This is a genomic window from Bacillus sp. CH_48 (genome assembly GCF_038008465.1).
Taxonomy (GTDB): Bacteria; Bacillota; Bacilli; order Bacillales; family Bacillaceae_G; genus Bacillus_A; species Bacillus_A thuringiensis_S.
Window position 1 is genome coordinate 3,962,251 of record NZ_JBBOZF010000001.1, and the last position, 17,245, is coordinate 3,979,495.

Sequence of the window (17,245 nt, forward strand, 5' to 3'; positions counted from 1 at the left end):
CTTTCATTATAAAAGAGCTAATATTTCTATATTTTAACAAATTATTCAGAAAATTTGTATGGTTTTTTAATTCAAAGAAATGGATATTTAATTATTAAATTACTCTTGCATATTTTGGAATATGATTATACACATATCGATATGTGATGTATCGCAAGTCGATATATCATAAGGCGATGCATCGGAGGTAGTTATAATGAATGCGAAGGCGCAAAAATATATTCCGTTAACTGAGGCGACATATTACATACTGTTATCACTAGTGAAACCAATGCACGGATATGGAATTATGCAAATGGTAGAAGAGATGACAAATGGGGAAGTAAAGCTTGGTCCTGGTACTTTATACGGGAATACGACGAAGTTACTAAAAGAGAAGTTAATTGTTGAAGTTGCCTCTACAGATAGAAAGAAGTGCTATGAGTTAACGCCGTTTGGGAGAGAAGTGCTGGAACTGGAGTACAACAGATTACAGCGGTCTGTAAAGAATGGAAACAGTATATTAGGGGAGTGAATGGAAGATGGAGACAAAGAAGATATTCAAACCTTTCGCAGTATGGAGCTTAGAAAAAGAAGAAGCGTATTTACGTAAAATGCATCAACAAGGCTGGGCGTTACAAAAGTATAACGTAATGTATAGGTTTAAGAAAACTGAGCCGAAAGATGTAGTATATAAAGCAGACTTTAGATTAGAGTATAAAGATTCGACAGAAAAACAAAAAGAATATATCGAAATATATGAAATGTGTGGTTGGAAACATGTAACGAGTTTTGCGAAGTGGAATTACTTTTGTAAAGAAGTAGAAGAGGAAAATGAGTTACCTGATATTTATTCAGACAAAGAAACGAAGATACAAAAACTTGTTGAATTGATACAGTTCGTTGCAATTATGTTTGTAATGTTAATTCCAGTGCTTTACTTATGTTTTCTTGGAGTATCAGAATCAGGATTATATAAAGGTATGGTAGGGTTTTTAGTTTGTATATATTTATATGCGTTTATTAATTTATTTAGGAAGATTAAAAAGTTAAAAAAGGAAATATTTTAACAAAGAGTGATATTCTTAGAGAAGATATATATTGATGGGAATCAACTTCTCTAATTTCTATATATATTTTTTTTGTTCATTCTTTTTTATATAATAAAAGACCAACTTTTTAATTCATAGAACTAACAGTTACAAAGATAATTCAGTAACAACACCTAAAAAAATCATAAATGAAGAAGAAATAATCAACAATAACGAACTAGCAATTAATATTAATTTATTAGATTTTTGATTTTAAAAATGGTAGTAAAGTAAAAGACTACAAATAGTAGAAACAATCCATATTGTTAGATCGTAAGGAGTCGTTATTTTCTCCCAATCGAAGATCCAAAAGTAAAAGATGACTATATGACAAGTTAATAGTAGAAATATTGATGGAAGCGTTATCTTTTTATTGTTTGTTTTACCTCTCCTATGTAAACATTTCTAAAAGAGTGCGAAGTTTAACATATAATAAGGAAGAAACACATTTTTAATTAAGTTATTAAACGGAAAAATCCCTTATAGAAAAATCTATTTCTATAAGGGATAATAATGTTTTTATTAGAAAGACTGATTTTGAGCAGGTTTAATAAATTGTTCTGGGTTTTCAACAAGCCCACATACAGCGCATTGGACGCGATAAGTAGGTCCTTGATAGGCCATATGAAAAGCATTCATCGTGTCATTTGTATATTCTTCTTCTACTTGACCAGTTTGTGGATTTAATTTGACTGGTTTTACTTGTTGCTCAAGAATATTAAAGCGAGTACGGTTCGTTTTACAACTTGGACATAGCATTGGTTCCATATGTATACACCTCCATTTGTATCATTTCTTAAACTCTTTAATTTTATGCAAGCAAAAAACTTTCTCAATATAAATAGGTGTTTAATGTATTTAAAATTCAGAAAAAATAAAATATAATAAAAGTACGAACTGGTTATGTCCAAACCAAATCTCCTGTTTTATGCCAATAAGCTGGGGGGCCGAGAAATCGGCCTCATTTTTTTTGCTCATTACTACAAAGAACAAGGTTTTTATGAGACTTTTGTCGAAATTTTAGGGGTAGATATAAAGGGGGATGTAAAATGGATTTGAAAATGAAGTACATCATTTTATATGTAGAAAAGTTTGAGGAATGTTTAAAATTCTATAAAGATATTTTACAGTTACCTATAAAAGCAGAGCACGGTACATATATTGAATTTAATACTGGAACTACCATTTTAGCGATGAATACGCGGCAAGATGTGAAAGAATTAACAGGACTACCGCTTACAGAAGGTGAATTACAGTCTTCTCATTTCGAATTAGGATTCGTTGTTGAGAATGTACAAGAAACGATTGAGCAATTTAGAGAACAAGGTATTAAGATTTTAGTTGAACCTATTGTAAAACCGTGGGGACAAACAATTTCTTACATTGCTGATCCAGATGGAAATTATATTGAAATTTGTAGTTCATTAGAATAGAGGGAGAAAGAGAGATGGGATTTCCGAAACTAGAAACAGAACGTTTATTCTTAAGAGAACTTACACTATTAGATGCGGAAACGATGTTCCGTTATTTTTCGAAAGAATCTGTTATACGTTATTTCGGAATGGATTCTTTCCAAAATATTGAGCAAGCGAAAACAACGATTCAAACGTTTAAAAATCGTTATGAAGAAGGAAGTGTATTTCGCTGGGGAATCGAGAAAAAAGGGACGGGCCAATTAATTGGGACGTGTGGATTTCATTTAATTAACAATCATCATAGACGAGCTGAAATTGGTTATGAATTAGATGATACATATTGGGGACAAGGGTACGCAACGGAAGCGTTACAGGCGATTTTAGCTTACGGGTTTGAAACATTGCAACTTATAAGAATTGCTGCTGTTGTATATGTAGAAAATAAAGCTTCTCAAAAATTATTAAGTAAAGCAGGGTTTCAAGAAGAAGGATTACTTCGAAAACATATGATTCAAAATGGAGTTGCTCATGATACTATTTTATATTCTTTATTAAAAGAAGAGTGGAAGAAGTAATGAGCACAAACGAACTTATAAAGATTATGAAGAAGCATAGGGAAAATAGATTCATTTTAGGTATAGATGGTTTAAGTCGATCTGGAAAAACAACATTCGTAGCAAATTTAAAAGAAAATATGAAACAAGAAGGCATTCCGTTTCATATTTTTCATATTGATGATCACATAGTGGAGCGTAATAAACGCTATCATACAGGATATGAAGAATGGTATGAGTATTATTGTTTACAGTGGGATATTCCATACTTGAGGCAGAAGTTTTTTCAGAAGTTACAACATGAGACAAAACTGACTTTGCCTTTTTATCAAGAGGAAACAGACTCATGTGAAATGAAAAAAGTACAGATTCCTATTGTAGGCGTAATTGTTATTGAAGGAGTCTTTCTACAGCGAAAAGAATGGAGAGATTTCTTTCATTATATGGTCTATTTGGACTGTCCAAGAGAGACAAGGTTTCTACGTGAGAGTGAAAAAACGCAGAAAAACCTTTCAAAGTTTGAAAATAGGTATTGGAAAGCAGAGGATTATTACTTAGAAATGGAATTGCCGAAGGATAGGGCGGATTTAGTCATTGAATGATTTGAAAATAGAAGGTGAATAGAATGAATATTTTATGGGATTTTGATGGGACGTTATTTGATACGTATCCTGCATATACAATGATGCTTTCTGAAATATTAGGTGATTCAGTAGAAAAACAAGAAATATACAAAAACTTAAAAATATCATACTCTCATGCAATTCAATATTATAATATTTCATGCGAGCAGGAAGAAAAAATTAAAGTTTTGAAGGGGAAATTTACTCCAAAAGATATGGAACCTTTTGCGGGTGTCGAAGAGGTTTTGAAATTTGCAAATAAAAATGTGATTATGACCCATAAACATAGGAAAGGGGTTATGGCCATTTTAAAATATTACGGCTGGGAAAAATACTTCGTAGATATGGTTACAATTGACGATGGCTTTCCTCGAAAGCCGAACTCTTTGGCTTATAATCATCTGCATAAAAAATACAATATTGATTTAGCTATTGGAGATAGAGAATTAGATTTATTACCTGCAAAAGAATTAGGTATTTCAACATGTATGTTTCAAGGTAATTGTGATGTAGCGGATTATTCTTTATCACATTACTCGGAGTTTTTTAAGGTAGTGATAAATAGAGAGTTTTCTTTATAAAATAAGTTAGTATTTAAGACTGTATATTTCATTTTAAAGGTACAGTCTTTATTTTTTAGAACTATTTCATTTTATTTTCTGTATATAAAAATTGCTAGGAGTTAAAGAATGTCCGTCCATCTTTATTAAAGAAGTAGCCAGGTTAATTGTTAGATAGAAATAAACTGAAGGATAAAGTGATAGCGTCCACTTTATCTTTTTTATGTTTTAACCAAATTATGGTTATTCGTGTTAATATGAACTCATAGCTATATAGAAGGGGTGGGGTTAGTATGAAAACAGAAATAGTTCCTAAAAAGAAGTACAGTATAATAAGCTATATATCTTTACTCATCGGTATTTTGTGTTTTCTATTCGTGTTTATAACGCCAACAAGGATAGCGAATGCAGGTAATATAGTTGGAGATTATATTACAATTGCCCTGACAGGTGTAGGTATCATGCTTTCAATAATCACAATGACGAAAAGAACAGAGAAGAAGGGAATTGCTATTCTTTCATTAATACTGTCCTCATCATTTTTTATATTTTGGATCATAGCAATTATCCTATTGTTTACTGGTCAAATTAGTTTTGCGCCGTAATGTGTAATAAAAAGAGTCCTTCTCGTATGAAGGACTCTTTTTATTCGGTTTCTTCAGGTTGATATTCTAAAATATCACCCGGTTGGCATTCTAATGCTTTACATATTGCTTCTAAAGTTGAAAACCGAACTGCTTTTGCTTTTCCGTTTTTCAAAATAGAAAGGTTAGCCATTGTAATTCCAACCTTCTCCGAAAGCTCTGTTACACTCATTTTTCTTTTCGCTAACATTACATCAATATTAATGATAATTGCCATATTATTCACCTCAGACCGTTAAATCATTTTCTGATTTTATATCTATAGCATCTTTTAATAGTCTTTGGAGAACGGCAGCAAAGACCGCGATTACCATTGAAGCAAAAATCATAATCATTCCGATAATAATAATGCCAGGGGCGTCATCTCTCTCTGCCACAAGATAGAAAAGTGGCATACCTAATACATATAATACACTAATTGCCAATGCGCTGTACTTAATATTTTTTAAAGCTTTAACAGATAACTCTGAAAATGCGTTGTTTTTATCAATATAGTTTAAAAGCTTAAATGTTTGGTACAGTGCGAAGTAATAAGGTAGTGCTGTTGCGTATAAGTTGATAAATACAAGATATTTAATATATGCAATATCTGGATATAATTCTGCGGCGAAATTTCCTATTTTAGGGACTAAAAAAATGCACATAGCAAGAACAGGGATTCCGATCAGAATCACAACGGTCTTTAAAAAGAGTGTGGATCCTTGTTTCATAAAAAGCACCTCATTTATTTAATATCTTATTAATTTAACATGAAATTTATTGTTTAACAATAAATTTTTATTTCTTTTAATCGAGGATTTATTGTTAAACAAGTAATTAATGAAAAGAATGCTAAATCTTTTTTATAAGATAGATGAAACATACCGATATTTAATTAAAGAAAGAGAAGGTAACTATTGTTAGCTTTATGAGAATTGGGAACTAATAAAACATATGTAGGTTTTGGAATGGAAAAGGAAATAAGGTGTATTTAAATGAATGCAAAGTTTATGGAGGAACAATCATGTTGAATTATGGTGTGAAGATAAAAAAGTTGCTATTAGTGGCAGCTATAATAGTAAGCGTATTAAGTACGGAAAGTATGATGAATTATCATGCGGCCAAAGCTAAGGTGAAAAAAGTAGAACATCAGCCTAAAAATATAATTATGATGGTTATGGACGGGACTAGTTCAACGGCGACAACATTGGCTCGCTGGTATAAAGGGGCACCGCTTACGTTAGATCAAATTGTAGCAGGAGGTGTTCGTACGTTTTCGGCGGAATCAGCTATTACAGACTCAGCGCCAGCAGCAACAGCATTAGCAACTGGAAATAAATCGAATTCAGGATATGTAGGTGTACTACCTTCTATTGTAAATTCACCTAGCTTAAAGCCAATAAAAGAAGAGGACAAGTTACGGCCGGTCGCAAACGTATTAGAAGGTGCAAAACGTACTGGTCGTGCAACGGGAATTGTTGCTACATCTGAAATTCAGCATGCTACTCCGGCGGGATTCTCAGCTCACCATGTCAATCGCAAGCAATTTAACGTAATTGCGAAGCAGCAAGTATATCAAAATATAGATGTCGTATTAGGCGGGGGAAAAGCGGCGCTTCTACCTATAAAAAGTAATGGAATCCGAAAAGATGGTGAAAATTTAGTAAAGGTGATTCAAGACAAAGGATACGATTTTGTTGAAACGAAAGATGCGTTATTGAACTCCAAATCTAATAAAATTTGGGGCTCTTTCTCACATCATGCTCTTGCGTTTGATATGGATCGTATAGCAACAAATCCAGAACAACCGACACTTTCTCAAATGACAGAAAAAGCAATTCAAACATTATCAAAAGATAAAGATGGCTTTTTTTTATTCGTAGAAGGTAGTAAGCCAGATTGGGCAGCTCATGCTAATGATCCGATTGGGATTATTAGCGATGTATTGGCATTTGATGAAGCGGTAGCAAAGGCGTTACAATTTGCGAAGAAAGATGGGGATACGATGCTTATCGCTTTAACTGATCATGGTAACAGCGGCATCTCTATAGGGAATAGGAATACGACAAAAGGATACAATACTACACCGGTTTCTGCATACATTGATCCATTGAAAAAGGCGAAAATGACACTTGAAGGAACTATAAATAAACTGAAATCTGATTTATCAAATGTAGAAGATGTAGCTAAACTATACGGTTTGGATAATCTAACTCATGATGAAAAAGAAAAATTAAAAGCGGAAAAAAAGAAAATGGATGTAGGACGAATCCTTACTACATTATTGGCTAATCGTGCAAATATCGGCTTTACGACAGGAGGACATACAGGTGAGGATGTATTCTTATATTCTTATGGACCTCAAAAACCAGAAGGCTTAATCCAGAATACAGACATTGCGAAGACGATGGCCAAAGCGATGGGCTTTAACTTAGAAGAAGTAACGAATAAAATATTTTTAGAGAGTGAGCAAGCCTTTAAGAAAATCGGTGCAACTGTAACAGCCGACAAAACCGAAGGAGTAAACCCGTTACTTGTGGTAAAACATAATAAAGTAGAAGCACAACTATTTGGTAACAAAAATATAATTCGTATCAATGGTAAAGGGTATGAATTAGGAAGTATTATTGTAGAGAGTAATGGAAAGTGCTATGTACCACAAGAAGCAATTCAACTATTTGTAAAGCATTCTCGTTAAAAAATTGCCAACCAGTTAAGCTAACTGGTGGCAATTTTTTGTGTTCATTCTAAATATAAGGGCTCGGATTGTTTTGTAAAGTTTTTCAGAGGAGACTTGTATAAATGTTAAAGGGGAATTATATTCTTTTCTTACATTAAAAAATTTCGTTTTGTAGAATAGAGAATTTATACATATAGTAAAGTCTAATGTATTATCAATTAATATTTACGAAAAATATATTAATACTTTAGAATTTCTTTAATTTTCATTATTTTTTATTTAAGGTTATCCGTTATATTTATAATGTGTTTATTTCAATTTATCGTATTGTAGCGCAGTTTCATATAATTAGAAAGCAATCCTCAAAATAAAATCTCCACTAGAGTAAATTTATTATTTTTTTGCGTTTTTTATTTACAAAAATTATTATGCCGCTAAGAAAACTGTAGTTTATTGAATTAGAGATATATTAGAATTTATTTGAAGAAAGAGAGAGGGAATAAAATGAATATAGTGCACTTACGTCCTAAACAGCGTTCTAAGTATCGAATTATGCTAGGGACGTGGTATTACTCTACAAAGAGGTATATTCAGTGGTTATCAGACGGAAAAACATATGCAAAAAGGTTCCAACAAGAAAAGCTACCTTGTACAGCAATTCAGCACCGAACGATATTACTCCGTAAGCTCAAAGATGTAGATATGTGGTATCAACAGAATAAGGTTGTTAATTTGAAAATTGCTGTTAAAAAACTAAATGGTATCGTCATTAGACCAGGAGAAACATTTTCTTACTGGCGTTTAATAGGTAAGCCTACGAGGAAAAAAGGGTATGTAGAAGGTATGGTATTACATTACGGATCTTTTCAAACAGGTATTGGAGGAGGTCTTTGTCAGCTTTCGAATTTAATATATTGGATGACTTTACATACACCACTGACAGTAACAGAACGATATCGTCATAGCTTTGATGTCTTTCCTGATTCTAGGCGAACTCAACCGTTTGGGAGTGGAGCAACTTGTTCCTATAACTATTTGGATTTACAAATTAAAAATGAAACGGACCAACCGTATCAACTTCATCTTTATATGACAGATGAATATTTAGTTGGTGAATGGAGAACAGTCTATCCGCAACTTTATCAATATGAAGTGTATGAGAAAGAACATTCAATTCAACCTGCATACTGGGGCGGTTATATACGACATAATGTGATTCAACGTAAAGTATATAATCAACAGAAACAGTTAATAGAAGATCAATATGTAACAGAGAATCACGCTATAATGATGTACGAACCACTATTAGCTTGTAATAATGAGAATAGTGAGTAATATGGTAATCCATAGATTAAATAGTATAGAAAATATTTAATTCTTATTTTTATTAAAAAAGTATGAATCCCAGATTTACTGGATTTTAATTGTAACTAAGAACATATAAAAGTTCACTGTTATTTATAGGAGAGTCTGTTTGTTTTTATATCTTATGTATTTCACCCTGCATAAAAAAATATTTCTCAACATTTTATTTGTTGAAAAAGATTGAATATTCGTATTATAACGAATATTATGTTGTTATCGGCAAAAAACGATAATTTGCAGACACTGGGGAGGAAATACATTGAAAAAGAAAAAGAAATTAAAACCATTAGCGGTATTAACAACAGCAGCAGTACTAAGTAGTACGTTTGCTTTTGGAGGTCACGCAGCTTATGCTGAGACACCAACATCATCTCTACCAATAGATGAGCACTTAATACCGGAGGAGCGTTTGGCAGAAGCGCTAAAACAACGGGGGGTAATTGATCAATCTGCATCACAAGCTGAGACGTCAAAGGCTGTCGAAAAATATGTTGAGAAAAAGAAAGGGGAAAACCCTGGGAAAGAAATCTTAACAGGAGATAGTCTTACACAAGAAGCTTCTGATTTTATGAAAAAAGTAAAAGATACAAAAATGAAGGAAAATGAACAGGCACAGCAGCCTGAAGTAGGCCCAGTAGCTGGACAAGGTGCAGCATTGAATCCAGGGAAATTAAATGGAAAAGTACCTACTACATCAGCGAAGCAAGAAGAATACAATGGAGCTGTTCGAAAAGATAAAGTACTTGTTTTACTTGTAGAATTTAGCGATTTTAAGCATAACAATATTGATCAAGAGCCAGGATACATGTATTCTAAGGACTTTAATCGTGAACATTATCAAAAAATGTTATTTGGTGATGAACCATTCACTTTATTTGATGGATCGAAGATTAACACATTTAAGCAATATTATGAAGAACAATCTGGTGGTAGCTATACAGTTGATGGGACTGTAACAGAGTGGCTTACTGTTCCAGGAAAAGCATCAGATTATGGTGCTGATGCGGGTACTGGGCATGATAACAAGGGGCCTTTAGGACCAAAAGATTTTGTGAAAGAAGCATTAAAAGCAGCGGTAGCAAAAGGAATCAATTTAGCAGACTATGACCAATTTGATCAATACGATCAAGATGGTGATGGAAATAAAAATGAGCCAGATGGCATTATTGATCATTTAATGGTTGTACATGCTGGCGTTGGTCAAGAAGCTGGCGGCGGTAAATTGAAAGATGATGCGATTTGGTCACATCGTTCAAAACTAGGTTCAAAACCATATGCAATTGATGGCACGAAATCTTCTGTTTCGAACTGGGGCGGAAAGATGGCTGCATATGATTATACAATCGAGCCTGAAGACGGAGCAGTTGGTGTGTTTGCACATGAGTATGGCCATGATTTAGGCTTACCAGATGAATATGATACAAAGTACTCAGGACAAGGTGAACCTGTTGAGTCATGGTCTATTATGAGTGGTGGTAGCTGGGCTGGAAAAATTGCAGGAACAGAGCCAACGAGTTTCTCGCCACAAAATAAAGAGTTTTTCCAAAAGAATATGAAGGGGAACTGGGCGAATATTCTTGAAGTAGATTATGACAAACTTAGCAAAGGAATCGGTGTTGCAACATATGTAGATCAAAGTACTACAAAATCTAAACGACCTGGAATTGTTCGTGTTAACTTGCCGGACAAAGATATAAAAAATATCGAATCGGCGTTTGGTAAGAAGTTCTATTACAGTACAAAAGGAAATGACATTCATACAACACTTGAGACACCAGTATTTGACTTAACAAATGCAAAGGATGCTAAGTTCGATTATAAGGCATTTTACGAACTTGAAGCGAAGTATGATTTCCTTGACGTATATGCGATTGCAGAAGATGGAACGAAGACACGCATTGATAGAATGGGCGAAAAAGATGTAAAAGGCGGCGCGGATACAACTGATGGTAAATGGGTTGATAAATCATACGATTTAAGCCAATTCAAAGGGAAAAAAGTAAAACTGCAATTTGAGTACTTAACAGATATTGCAGTAGCTTATAAAGGATTTGCGTTAGATAATGCAGCCTTAACTGTAGATGGAAAAGTTGTTTTCTCTGATGATGCAGAAGGTCAGCCAGCAATGACGTTAAAAGGCTTTACTGTGTCTAACGGATTTGAACAGAAAAAACATAATTACTATGTAGAGTGGAGAAATTACGCTGGTTCTGACACTGCGTTACAACATGCACGTGGCCCAGTATTTAATACAGGAATGGTTGTATGGTATGCGGATCAAAGCTTTACAGATAACTGGGTAGGCGTTCATCCAGGTGAAGGGTTCTTAGGAGTAGTAGATTCTCATCCAGAGGCAATTGTAGGGACATTAAACGGACAACCTACTGTGAAGAGCAGTACGCGTTATCAAATTGCCGATGCGGCATTCTCATTTGATCAAACACCAGCATGGAAAGTAAATTCACCAACACGCGGTATCTTTGATTATAAAGGATTACCAGGAGTGGCAAAATTTGATGATTCTAAGCAATACATCAACAGCGTTATTCCTGATGCAGGACGTAAGTTACCGAAGCTAGGACTGAAGTTTGAAGTAGTAGGCCAAGCTGAAGACAAGTCTGCAGGTGCAGTTTGGCTTCATCGATAAAATAAGGTAAAAAGAAGAGAAGCTGCGATAAGTCGGTGAAACTGACTGATTGCAGCTTTTTTCTTCTTGTGAAAAAACTCGCTGTTTTTTATGTACTTATTGGAAAAATATGAAGTTTTTTTGATACATAAAATGCTCCGTCTGTCCAATTATAGAAGCTATTTTGGACGTAAGAAATTTGTAAGTAATGAGTAAGAAAAAAGAGATTTTCATAGTATAAAATATTTATTATAGCTACTTTTAACACCTGATACTAATAGTGTGCTATAATATGAATTAGCAACAAAAAGGAAAGGAATTAGAACAATGACCTTAGAAAATACTAAAAATTTAAAAAAACAAGTTGCTCCTTTTGAAAAATCAACGATTAAAAAAAGTGTTTGGCAACTGATCAACACAATCGTGCCATTTATTATTTTATGGTACCTTGCTTATAAAAGTTTGTCAGTTTCTTATTGGTTAACATTAGTTCCAGCACTGTTAGCCGCTGGATTTATGACAAGGATTTTCATTATTTTTCATGATTGTACCCATTATTCATTCTTTAAAAGTCGACGTGCAAATAGAATAGTTGGAACGTGTATGGGTGTTTTAACATTATTCCCATTTGATCAGTGGGGGCATGAGCATTCTATTCACCACGCTACGAGTGGTAATTTGGATAAGAGGGGTACAGGGGATATTTGGACGCTTACAGTAGATGAATATGTAGCAGCACCATTTAGACTCCGTTTAGCATATCGTTTATATCGCAATCCATTCGTTATGTTTGGGTTAGGCCCAATTTATGTTTTCCTGCTTAAAAATAGATTTAACCGAAAAGGTGCTAGAAAAAAAGAACGTATGAACACTTATTTAACAAATATTTTAATCGTTGCTGTAGTAGCTATACTTTGCTGGGCGATTGGGTGGCAATCGTTTCTGTTAGTACATGGTACTATATTCTTAATAGCAGGTTCAGTAGGGATTTGGCTGTTTTACGTACAGCACACATTTGAGGATTCTTATTTTGAAGAGGATAAAGATTGGGAATATGTGAAAGCGGCAGTGGAAGGAAGTTCTTTTTATAAGCTTCCCAAAATTTTGCAATTTCTAACGGGTAATATTGGATTCCATCATGTTCACCATTTAAGCCCAAGAGTACCTAACTATAAACTAGAAGAGGCACACAATAATACGCTTCCTTTAAAAAATGTACCAACGATTACGCTTGCTACAAGCTTACAATCACTACGTTTCCGTCTTTGGGATGAGAAAAGTAACAATTTTGTTAGCTTTAAAGATGTCAAAAATATAATTAAAAATAATGTTTCTGTTCGGGTGAAATCTGAACTATAATTGCATCGTATATAAAACTCCCCTTAATCATTTTCGATTTAAGGGGAGTTTTTGTTTAAAGAGTAGATGCCAGATAAGAAGAAAAATTAAATGATTCAAATTATAATTGAAGCAGATTAGGAATTGCTCGTACGTAAGTACAAATATAAGGTGACAGTAAATACATTATGTTAATAAGTGGAGTTGTCATGAATTCTCCATTATGATAACTGTTCATAAATCCGACGAAAATTAATAGCAAAAGGGGGATAGTACAACATTATATCTAAAAATAAGAAAAGACTTGAATGGAAATTTCATTCATTTTTCTTGGTGTTCCGCATTCCATACACTTAAATAAGATGCATATTCTAATTCATCTGGATTCTCATGTAACATAGAAATGAATTCTAATTTATTTCCATCACAATCTAGAAAGTATACACTTGCAGCGGGCATCCACCTTTGGACAATTGGCTCTTGATTTCCTTTTCCTTGACTTCCTATCACTTCTATTCCACGTTCCTCTAACCAAGATTTAGAAGTCATTAAAGATTCTAAATTTACACCAAAAGCAAAATGTCTCGGCTCAAAGTCTTCGATATTATTTACTTCCCATAGTCCAAGCATTTGTTTTTTATTTTCTCCGACCCAAAAGAAAGCCACTCTTCTTTTGGAGAGTTTTCTTGCTAACGTTAATCCTAGCTTGTTTTGATAGAAATTTATCGCTTTTTCTAAATTTTTTACATGTAAATGAGTTTCGTATATGTTCTGTATTATTATGATCATTCCTTTCTTTATTGGTAACTACCAATTGAATAGTGAATGTAATTCTAAAGTTGAAATATGTATAAGCCTAGTAATGTACATCTATATCCGATATACCTACTTACTATTATATTGAAATTGAAATGTGATAAATCCAACTGAGGTAGCAAGTTTAAATGAATATTCTACTACTTTTGTAGGAGAGGGGATATATTCATTAAATTCAGATGAAATCATATTAAAATAATGAAAAACACTATTCTTTTCGTAAGAATAGCATCTTTTTTAATGTTCTTAAGTTGATGGCCATAGGGCAGAATTTGAAAAATGCGAAATTACAAAGCTAAGAATTTTAACTCCACAAAAAAATCGATTTCCTGTGGAGTTAAAGGAATCGACTTTTTATTTACCTTGTTGTATTAACGCGGCTGTTAACTTAATAGTAGATAAGTATAATCACCTATTTCTCCCAAAGTTCAATCAATCGACCTTCAGGATCCTTAATCCAAATAAACTTTCCAAATTCACTCATTTCTTCTTTCTTTTCAAGAGGTACACCAATATTCTCAAGATGCTTTATAGTCTTGTTTAGATTATATACTTGGAAATTTAACATTACTTGTTGTTCTGTTGGAAAATAATTGTCATTCTCAGTAAAGAAAGAAAAGATGGTCTCATTTCCTAACTGGGGTTTAATCACAGTCCCATTCCAATCTTCTATATCAAGTTTCAACACTTCACTGTACCATTTTTTTATAACATCAAGATTCTTAGTTCTCCAAAATATTCCTCCGAAACCTTTTATCATCGTATCTAACTCCTGTCTGTCTTTAAATATATATTAAATATATCAAAACAAAACAGTAATAGTAAGCTGAATCATCAACTTATGAACAGTAAAAATCATAATTGCTAGTATTGTAGCATTTACTACATTAACACTTTCAACATCATCATTGGCAAAACTTGAAATCTGGGGGGAAGGTATTGAAATGCTCACTTTTCAACCCATAGTTCATCTGAGAAATTCAGAACTTAAAGTGTTATAAATAATCCTTTCAATAGTAGGGAGAAATGAAAGAAGGAACGATAAAAGACCATACATGAAGTGAAGCGCCACGTGTGGTCTTTTATGTATCGTCAAATATTACATAGTCTCGCTAATTTTACTTTCACTATGAGTGTTAGTAGATATTCTTTTCTTAACTTTAAAGTGATAGTAGGTATAGCAAAAGATGATAAATGGTACAGTGCAATAGATTCCAAGTCGTTGTTCTGGGATAAAAATAAGACTGATTAATATAATGCCATACAATCCAAAACCAAGAATTGGTACGAGTGGATAAAGTGGTGTTTTAAATTTTAAGTCTTCTAATTTTCCACCGTCTGCTAAATAATGTTTGCGGAAAAAGAATTGAGAAACACAAATTGACATCCAAACAATAATGGTAATGACTCCGGAAATTGAAATGAGCCATAAGTAAACCGTTTCAGCAGCTACTACGCTTGTCAAAAGAGAAAAAGCAGAAATAGCTATCGTCATGATTAAAGCGTTGAGAGGAATCCCACGTGATGATAATTTCTTTAAAAAGGCTGGAGCCATTTCGTTTTTTGATAAAGACCAAAGCATTCGAGTAGCAGCGTATAGTCCTGAGTTTGCAACAGAAAGAACAGCAGTAAGAATAACAAAGTTCATAATATCAGCTGCATATGGAATACCGATATTATCAAAAACAGCAACGAATGGGCTCTTTGTTAATCCAGCTTCTTCCCAAGGAATTAAAGCAACAAGAACAAAGATTGCTAAGACGAAGAAAAACATCGTGCGCCATATAATATTTCTAATAGAACGAGGTAAAGTTTTTGCTGGATCTTCACTTTCACCTGCTGCGATTCCAACAAGTTCTGTACCTTGGAAGGAATAGTTGACTGTAACCATTGTTAAAAGAATAGCGGCAAGTCCATTTGGGAATAAACCACCATGATTTACGAAATTTGATAATAGCGGAGCTGGTTCGTCGCCTTTTAAATCAATAAAACCGAACATAGCGGCGCCGCCAAGAATAATAAAAGCTATAATGGCAGATACTTTTATACTTGAAAACCAAAATTCTGTTTCTGCATAACTACGAGCAGATAATGCGTTAATAGTGAAGATTGTAACGCCAAATATTAAACACCAAACCCAAACAGGAATATCAGGAAACCAGCGCTGCATTGTAATGCCGGCAGTTGTAAATTCAAGACCGGTCGTATTCGCCCAGCTTAACCAATACAACCATCCGATTGTAAAGCCAGTTGCAGGATTGATGAACTTAGTGGCATATTCCTGGAAAGAACCTGAAACAGGCATGGCTACAGCAAGTTCACCAAGACATAGCATAACGAAATACATTAATAATCCACCGGCCATAAAGGCAAGTACGGATCCACCAGGTCCAGCTTGACTTATTATAAAGCCAGATCCGTTAAATAACCCCGTTCCAATCACACCACCGAGTGCAATCATGAATAAGTGTCTACTTTTCATCGTTCGTTTTAATTCATTGTTTGTATTACTTACTTGGGCCATTGTTTTCCTCACTTTCGTAGTTGATAGAATAAAGTTTGATGTTTTTCCGTATTATGGAATGTATTCCGTGATGTGAAATCTTGTTATAATTTTCAGATAATTAAAAAGAAAAGTCAATATTTTTTTGTTTGCGTTTTCAATTTGTTATTAGTGATATATTTTTATTGTTAGAAAATTAAATAAATAGATTGATTTCATTTCGAATGTTTGCTAAATTGATAGTTAATTAAGCATACTAACATATTACGAGTAAAGTTGAGGCGAGTTATGGTACAGTCCATTGATCGAGCGATAAGTATTATTAAATTATTGAATTCTACAAATGAAAAAGAGTATTGGGCTATTTCTGATATAGCTGATGGAACACATCTCCCGGTTAGTACAGTACATAGATTACTTAACTCTTTAATGGAGCATGGGTTAGTTACACAAATTTCAGAGACAAAACAGTACAAAATTGGACCAATGTGGATGGAAATAGGGTTACGTCAATTGGAGAAGGTAGACTACAGATCTGTTGCAAGAGAAGTGATGAAACGTTTAGCTGCTGAAGTGGAGGAAAGTGTCTATTTAAATATTCCAAACGGAACACATTCTATTATCATTGAAAGAATGGATAGTCCTTTAAAAATTCGAGTTATCGATAATCTAGGGGAACAAATTCCACTTTCAATTGGTGCCGCAAATAAAACGATGCTTGCCAATATGAAAACGAATGAAATGGAACATATTGTAGAACATTTACTTTCTTCATTACCAGAACAAAAGCAAATTCTTCTTAATCAAATAAAGCAAATAAAAAATGAAGGATATGCTGTCAGTTATGGTGAAAAAACAGAAGGGACAGCTTCAGTAGCTGCACCTATTATCGGATTTAATCATAAAGTAGTAGGAGCATTAAGTGTTGGGTTAATTAGTCATCGTATTAATGATGATCGACTATCTTTTCTTATTAGCAAGGTAAAACAAGCAGCTCATGAAATATCAATAAAAATCGGCAGTACATCAGAACTATAATTTTGATAGCTGTCGTCATTTTTTATTCATATAC

The 17,245-nt window shown here is 33.6% G+C and carries 18 protein-coding genes and 1 pseudogene; 12 read left to right on the forward strand and 7 right to left on the reverse strand.

Going from position 1 to position 17,245, the window contains the following annotated elements:
* Window positions 1-196 precede the first annotated feature (196 nt).
* Together N2V92_RS19870 and N2V92_RS19875 are read left to right on the forward strand one after the other, a co-directional pair.
* Complete coding sequence (locus N2V92_RS19870; RefSeq protein WP_000991890.1) at window positions 197-514, forward strand: PadR family transcriptional regulator; 318 nt, start codon at window positions 197-199, stop codon at window positions 512-514.
* 7 nt (window positions 515-521) lie between these two features.
* A complete protein-coding gene (locus tag N2V92_RS19875) occupies window positions 522-1,049 on the forward strand; it encodes a DUF2812 domain-containing protein (protein WP_000448309.1) in 528 nt (175 codons plus the stop codon).
* A gap of 109 nt (window positions 1,050-1,158) precedes the next feature.
* On the opposite strand, the pseudogene N2V92_RS19880 reads toward N2V92_RS19875, so the two are convergent.
* Together N2V92_RS19880 and N2V92_RS19885 are read right to left on the reverse strand one after the other, a co-directional pair.
* Window positions 1,159-1,436, reverse strand: a pseudogene (locus N2V92_RS19880) (hypothetical protein).
* 156 nt (window positions 1,437-1,592) lie between these two features.
* Window positions 1,593-1,838: a hypothetical protein gene (locus N2V92_RS19885; protein WP_000433605.1), complete on the reverse strand. Its 246-nt coding sequence runs from the start codon at window positions 1,836-1,838 to the stop codon at window positions 1,593-1,595.
* Between the two features lie 281 nt (window positions 1,839-2,119).
* Here N2V92_RS19885 and N2V92_RS19890 point away from each other — a divergent pair, with 281 nt between their 5' ends.
* The 5 genes from N2V92_RS19890 to N2V92_RS19910 all read left to right on the forward strand — a co-directional run bounded on the left by N2V92_RS19890 (window position 2,120) and on the right by N2V92_RS19910 (window position 4,827).
* Window positions 2,120-2,503, forward strand: a complete 384-nt coding sequence (locus tag N2V92_RS19890) for a VOC family protein (protein ID WP_000364500.1) — start codon at window positions 2,120-2,122, stop codon at window positions 2,501-2,503.
* A gap of 14 nt (window positions 2,504-2,517) precedes the next feature.
* Window positions 2,518-3,060 (forward strand): GNAT family N-acetyltransferase, encoded by a 543-nt coding sequence (locus N2V92_RS19895; RefSeq protein ID WP_000506642.1) that lies wholly within the window; start codon window positions 2,518-2,520, stop codon window positions 3,058-3,060.
* Entirely contained in the window at window positions 3,060-3,641 is a 582-nt protein-coding gene (locus N2V92_RS19900) for a kinase (RefSeq protein ID WP_000106089.1), read from the forward strand. The genes N2V92_RS19895 and N2V92_RS19900 overlap by 1 nt, the downstream gene beginning before the upstream one ends.
* Before the next feature lie 23 nt (window positions 3,642-3,664).
* Window positions 3,665-4,243 carry an HAD-IA family hydrolase gene (locus N2V92_RS19905; protein WP_001024238.1) on the forward strand — a complete coding sequence of 193 codons (579 nt, stop codon included), beginning with the start codon at window positions 3,665-3,667 and terminating at the stop codon, window positions 4,241-4,243.
* A gap of 272 nt (window positions 4,244-4,515) precedes the next feature.
* A complete protein-coding gene (locus N2V92_RS19910) occupies window positions 4,516-4,827 on the forward strand; it encodes a hypothetical protein (RefSeq protein WP_000845550.1) in 312 nt (103 codons plus the stop codon).
* A 40-nt stretch (window positions 4,828-4,867) separates the two neighbouring features.
* On the opposite strand, the gene N2V92_RS19915 is transcribed toward N2V92_RS19910, so the two are convergent.
* The gene (locus tag N2V92_RS19915) at window positions 4,868-5,083 is read right to left on the reverse strand and encodes a helix-turn-helix domain-containing protein (protein ID WP_000974622.1); all 216 of its coding nucleotides are present in this window, start codon (window positions 5,081-5,083) and stop codon (window positions 4,868-4,870) included.
* A gap of 10 nt (window positions 5,084-5,093) precedes the next feature.
* A complete protein-coding gene (locus tag N2V92_RS19920) occupies window positions 5,094-5,576 on the reverse strand; it encodes a DUF2975 domain-containing protein (RefSeq protein WP_000809121.1) in 483 nt (160 codons plus the stop codon).
* 293 nt (window positions 5,577-5,869) lie between these two features.
* Between N2V92_RS19920 and N2V92_RS19925 the strand changes: the two genes are divergently transcribed.
* The 4 genes from N2V92_RS19925 (at window position 5,870) to N2V92_RS19940 (ending at window position 12,875) form a co-directional block, all read left to right on the forward strand.
* Window positions 5,870-7,543 carry an alkaline phosphatase gene (locus N2V92_RS19925; RefSeq protein ID WP_000935908.1) on the forward strand — a complete coding sequence of 558 codons (1,674 nt, stop codon included), beginning with the start codon at window positions 5,870-5,872 and terminating at the stop codon, window positions 7,541-7,543.
* A gap of 486 nt (window positions 7,544-8,029) precedes the next feature.
* Window positions 8,030-8,860, forward strand: coding sequence for a VanW family protein (locus tag N2V92_RS19930; RefSeq protein WP_001028246.1), 831 nt, complete (start codon window positions 8,030-8,032; stop codon window positions 8,858-8,860).
* Window positions 8,861-9,149: 289 nt separating this feature from the next.
* Window positions 9,150-11,537: an immune inhibitor A domain-containing protein gene (locus N2V92_RS19935; RefSeq protein ID WP_000727453.1), complete on the forward strand. Its 2,388-nt coding sequence runs from the start codon at window positions 9,150-9,152 to the stop codon at window positions 11,535-11,537.
* 306 nt (window positions 11,538-11,843) lie between these two features.
* Entirely contained in the window at window positions 11,844-12,875 is a 1,032-nt protein-coding gene (locus N2V92_RS19940; protein WP_000171500.1) for a fatty acid desaturase, read from the forward strand.
* Between the two features lie 300 nt (window positions 12,876-13,175).
* On the opposite strand, the gene N2V92_RS19945 is transcribed toward N2V92_RS19940, so the two are convergent.
* From N2V92_RS19945 to N2V92_RS19955, 3 genes are all read right to left on the reverse strand, one after another.
* Entirely contained in the window at window positions 13,176-13,634 is a 459-nt protein-coding gene (locus tag N2V92_RS19945; RefSeq protein WP_025989052.1) for a VOC family protein, read from the reverse strand.
* Window positions 13,635-14,082: 448 nt separating this feature from the next.
* Entirely contained in the window at window positions 14,083-14,430 is a 348-nt protein-coding gene (locus N2V92_RS19950; protein WP_000589588.1) for a VOC family protein, read from the reverse strand.
* A 339-nt stretch (window positions 14,431-14,769) separates the two neighbouring features.
* A complete protein-coding gene (locus N2V92_RS19955) occupies window positions 14,770-16,194 on the reverse strand; it encodes an amino acid permease (RefSeq protein WP_000079994.1) in 1,425 nt (474 codons plus the stop codon).
* Window positions 16,195-16,461: 267 nt separating this feature from the next.
* On the opposite strand from N2V92_RS19955, the gene N2V92_RS19960 reads away from it, so the two are divergent.
* A complete protein-coding gene (locus N2V92_RS19960; protein ID WP_042598171.1) occupies window positions 16,462-17,211 on the forward strand; it encodes an IclR family transcriptional regulator in 750 nt (249 codons plus the stop codon).
* Window positions 17,212-17,245: the final 34 nt, after the last annotated feature.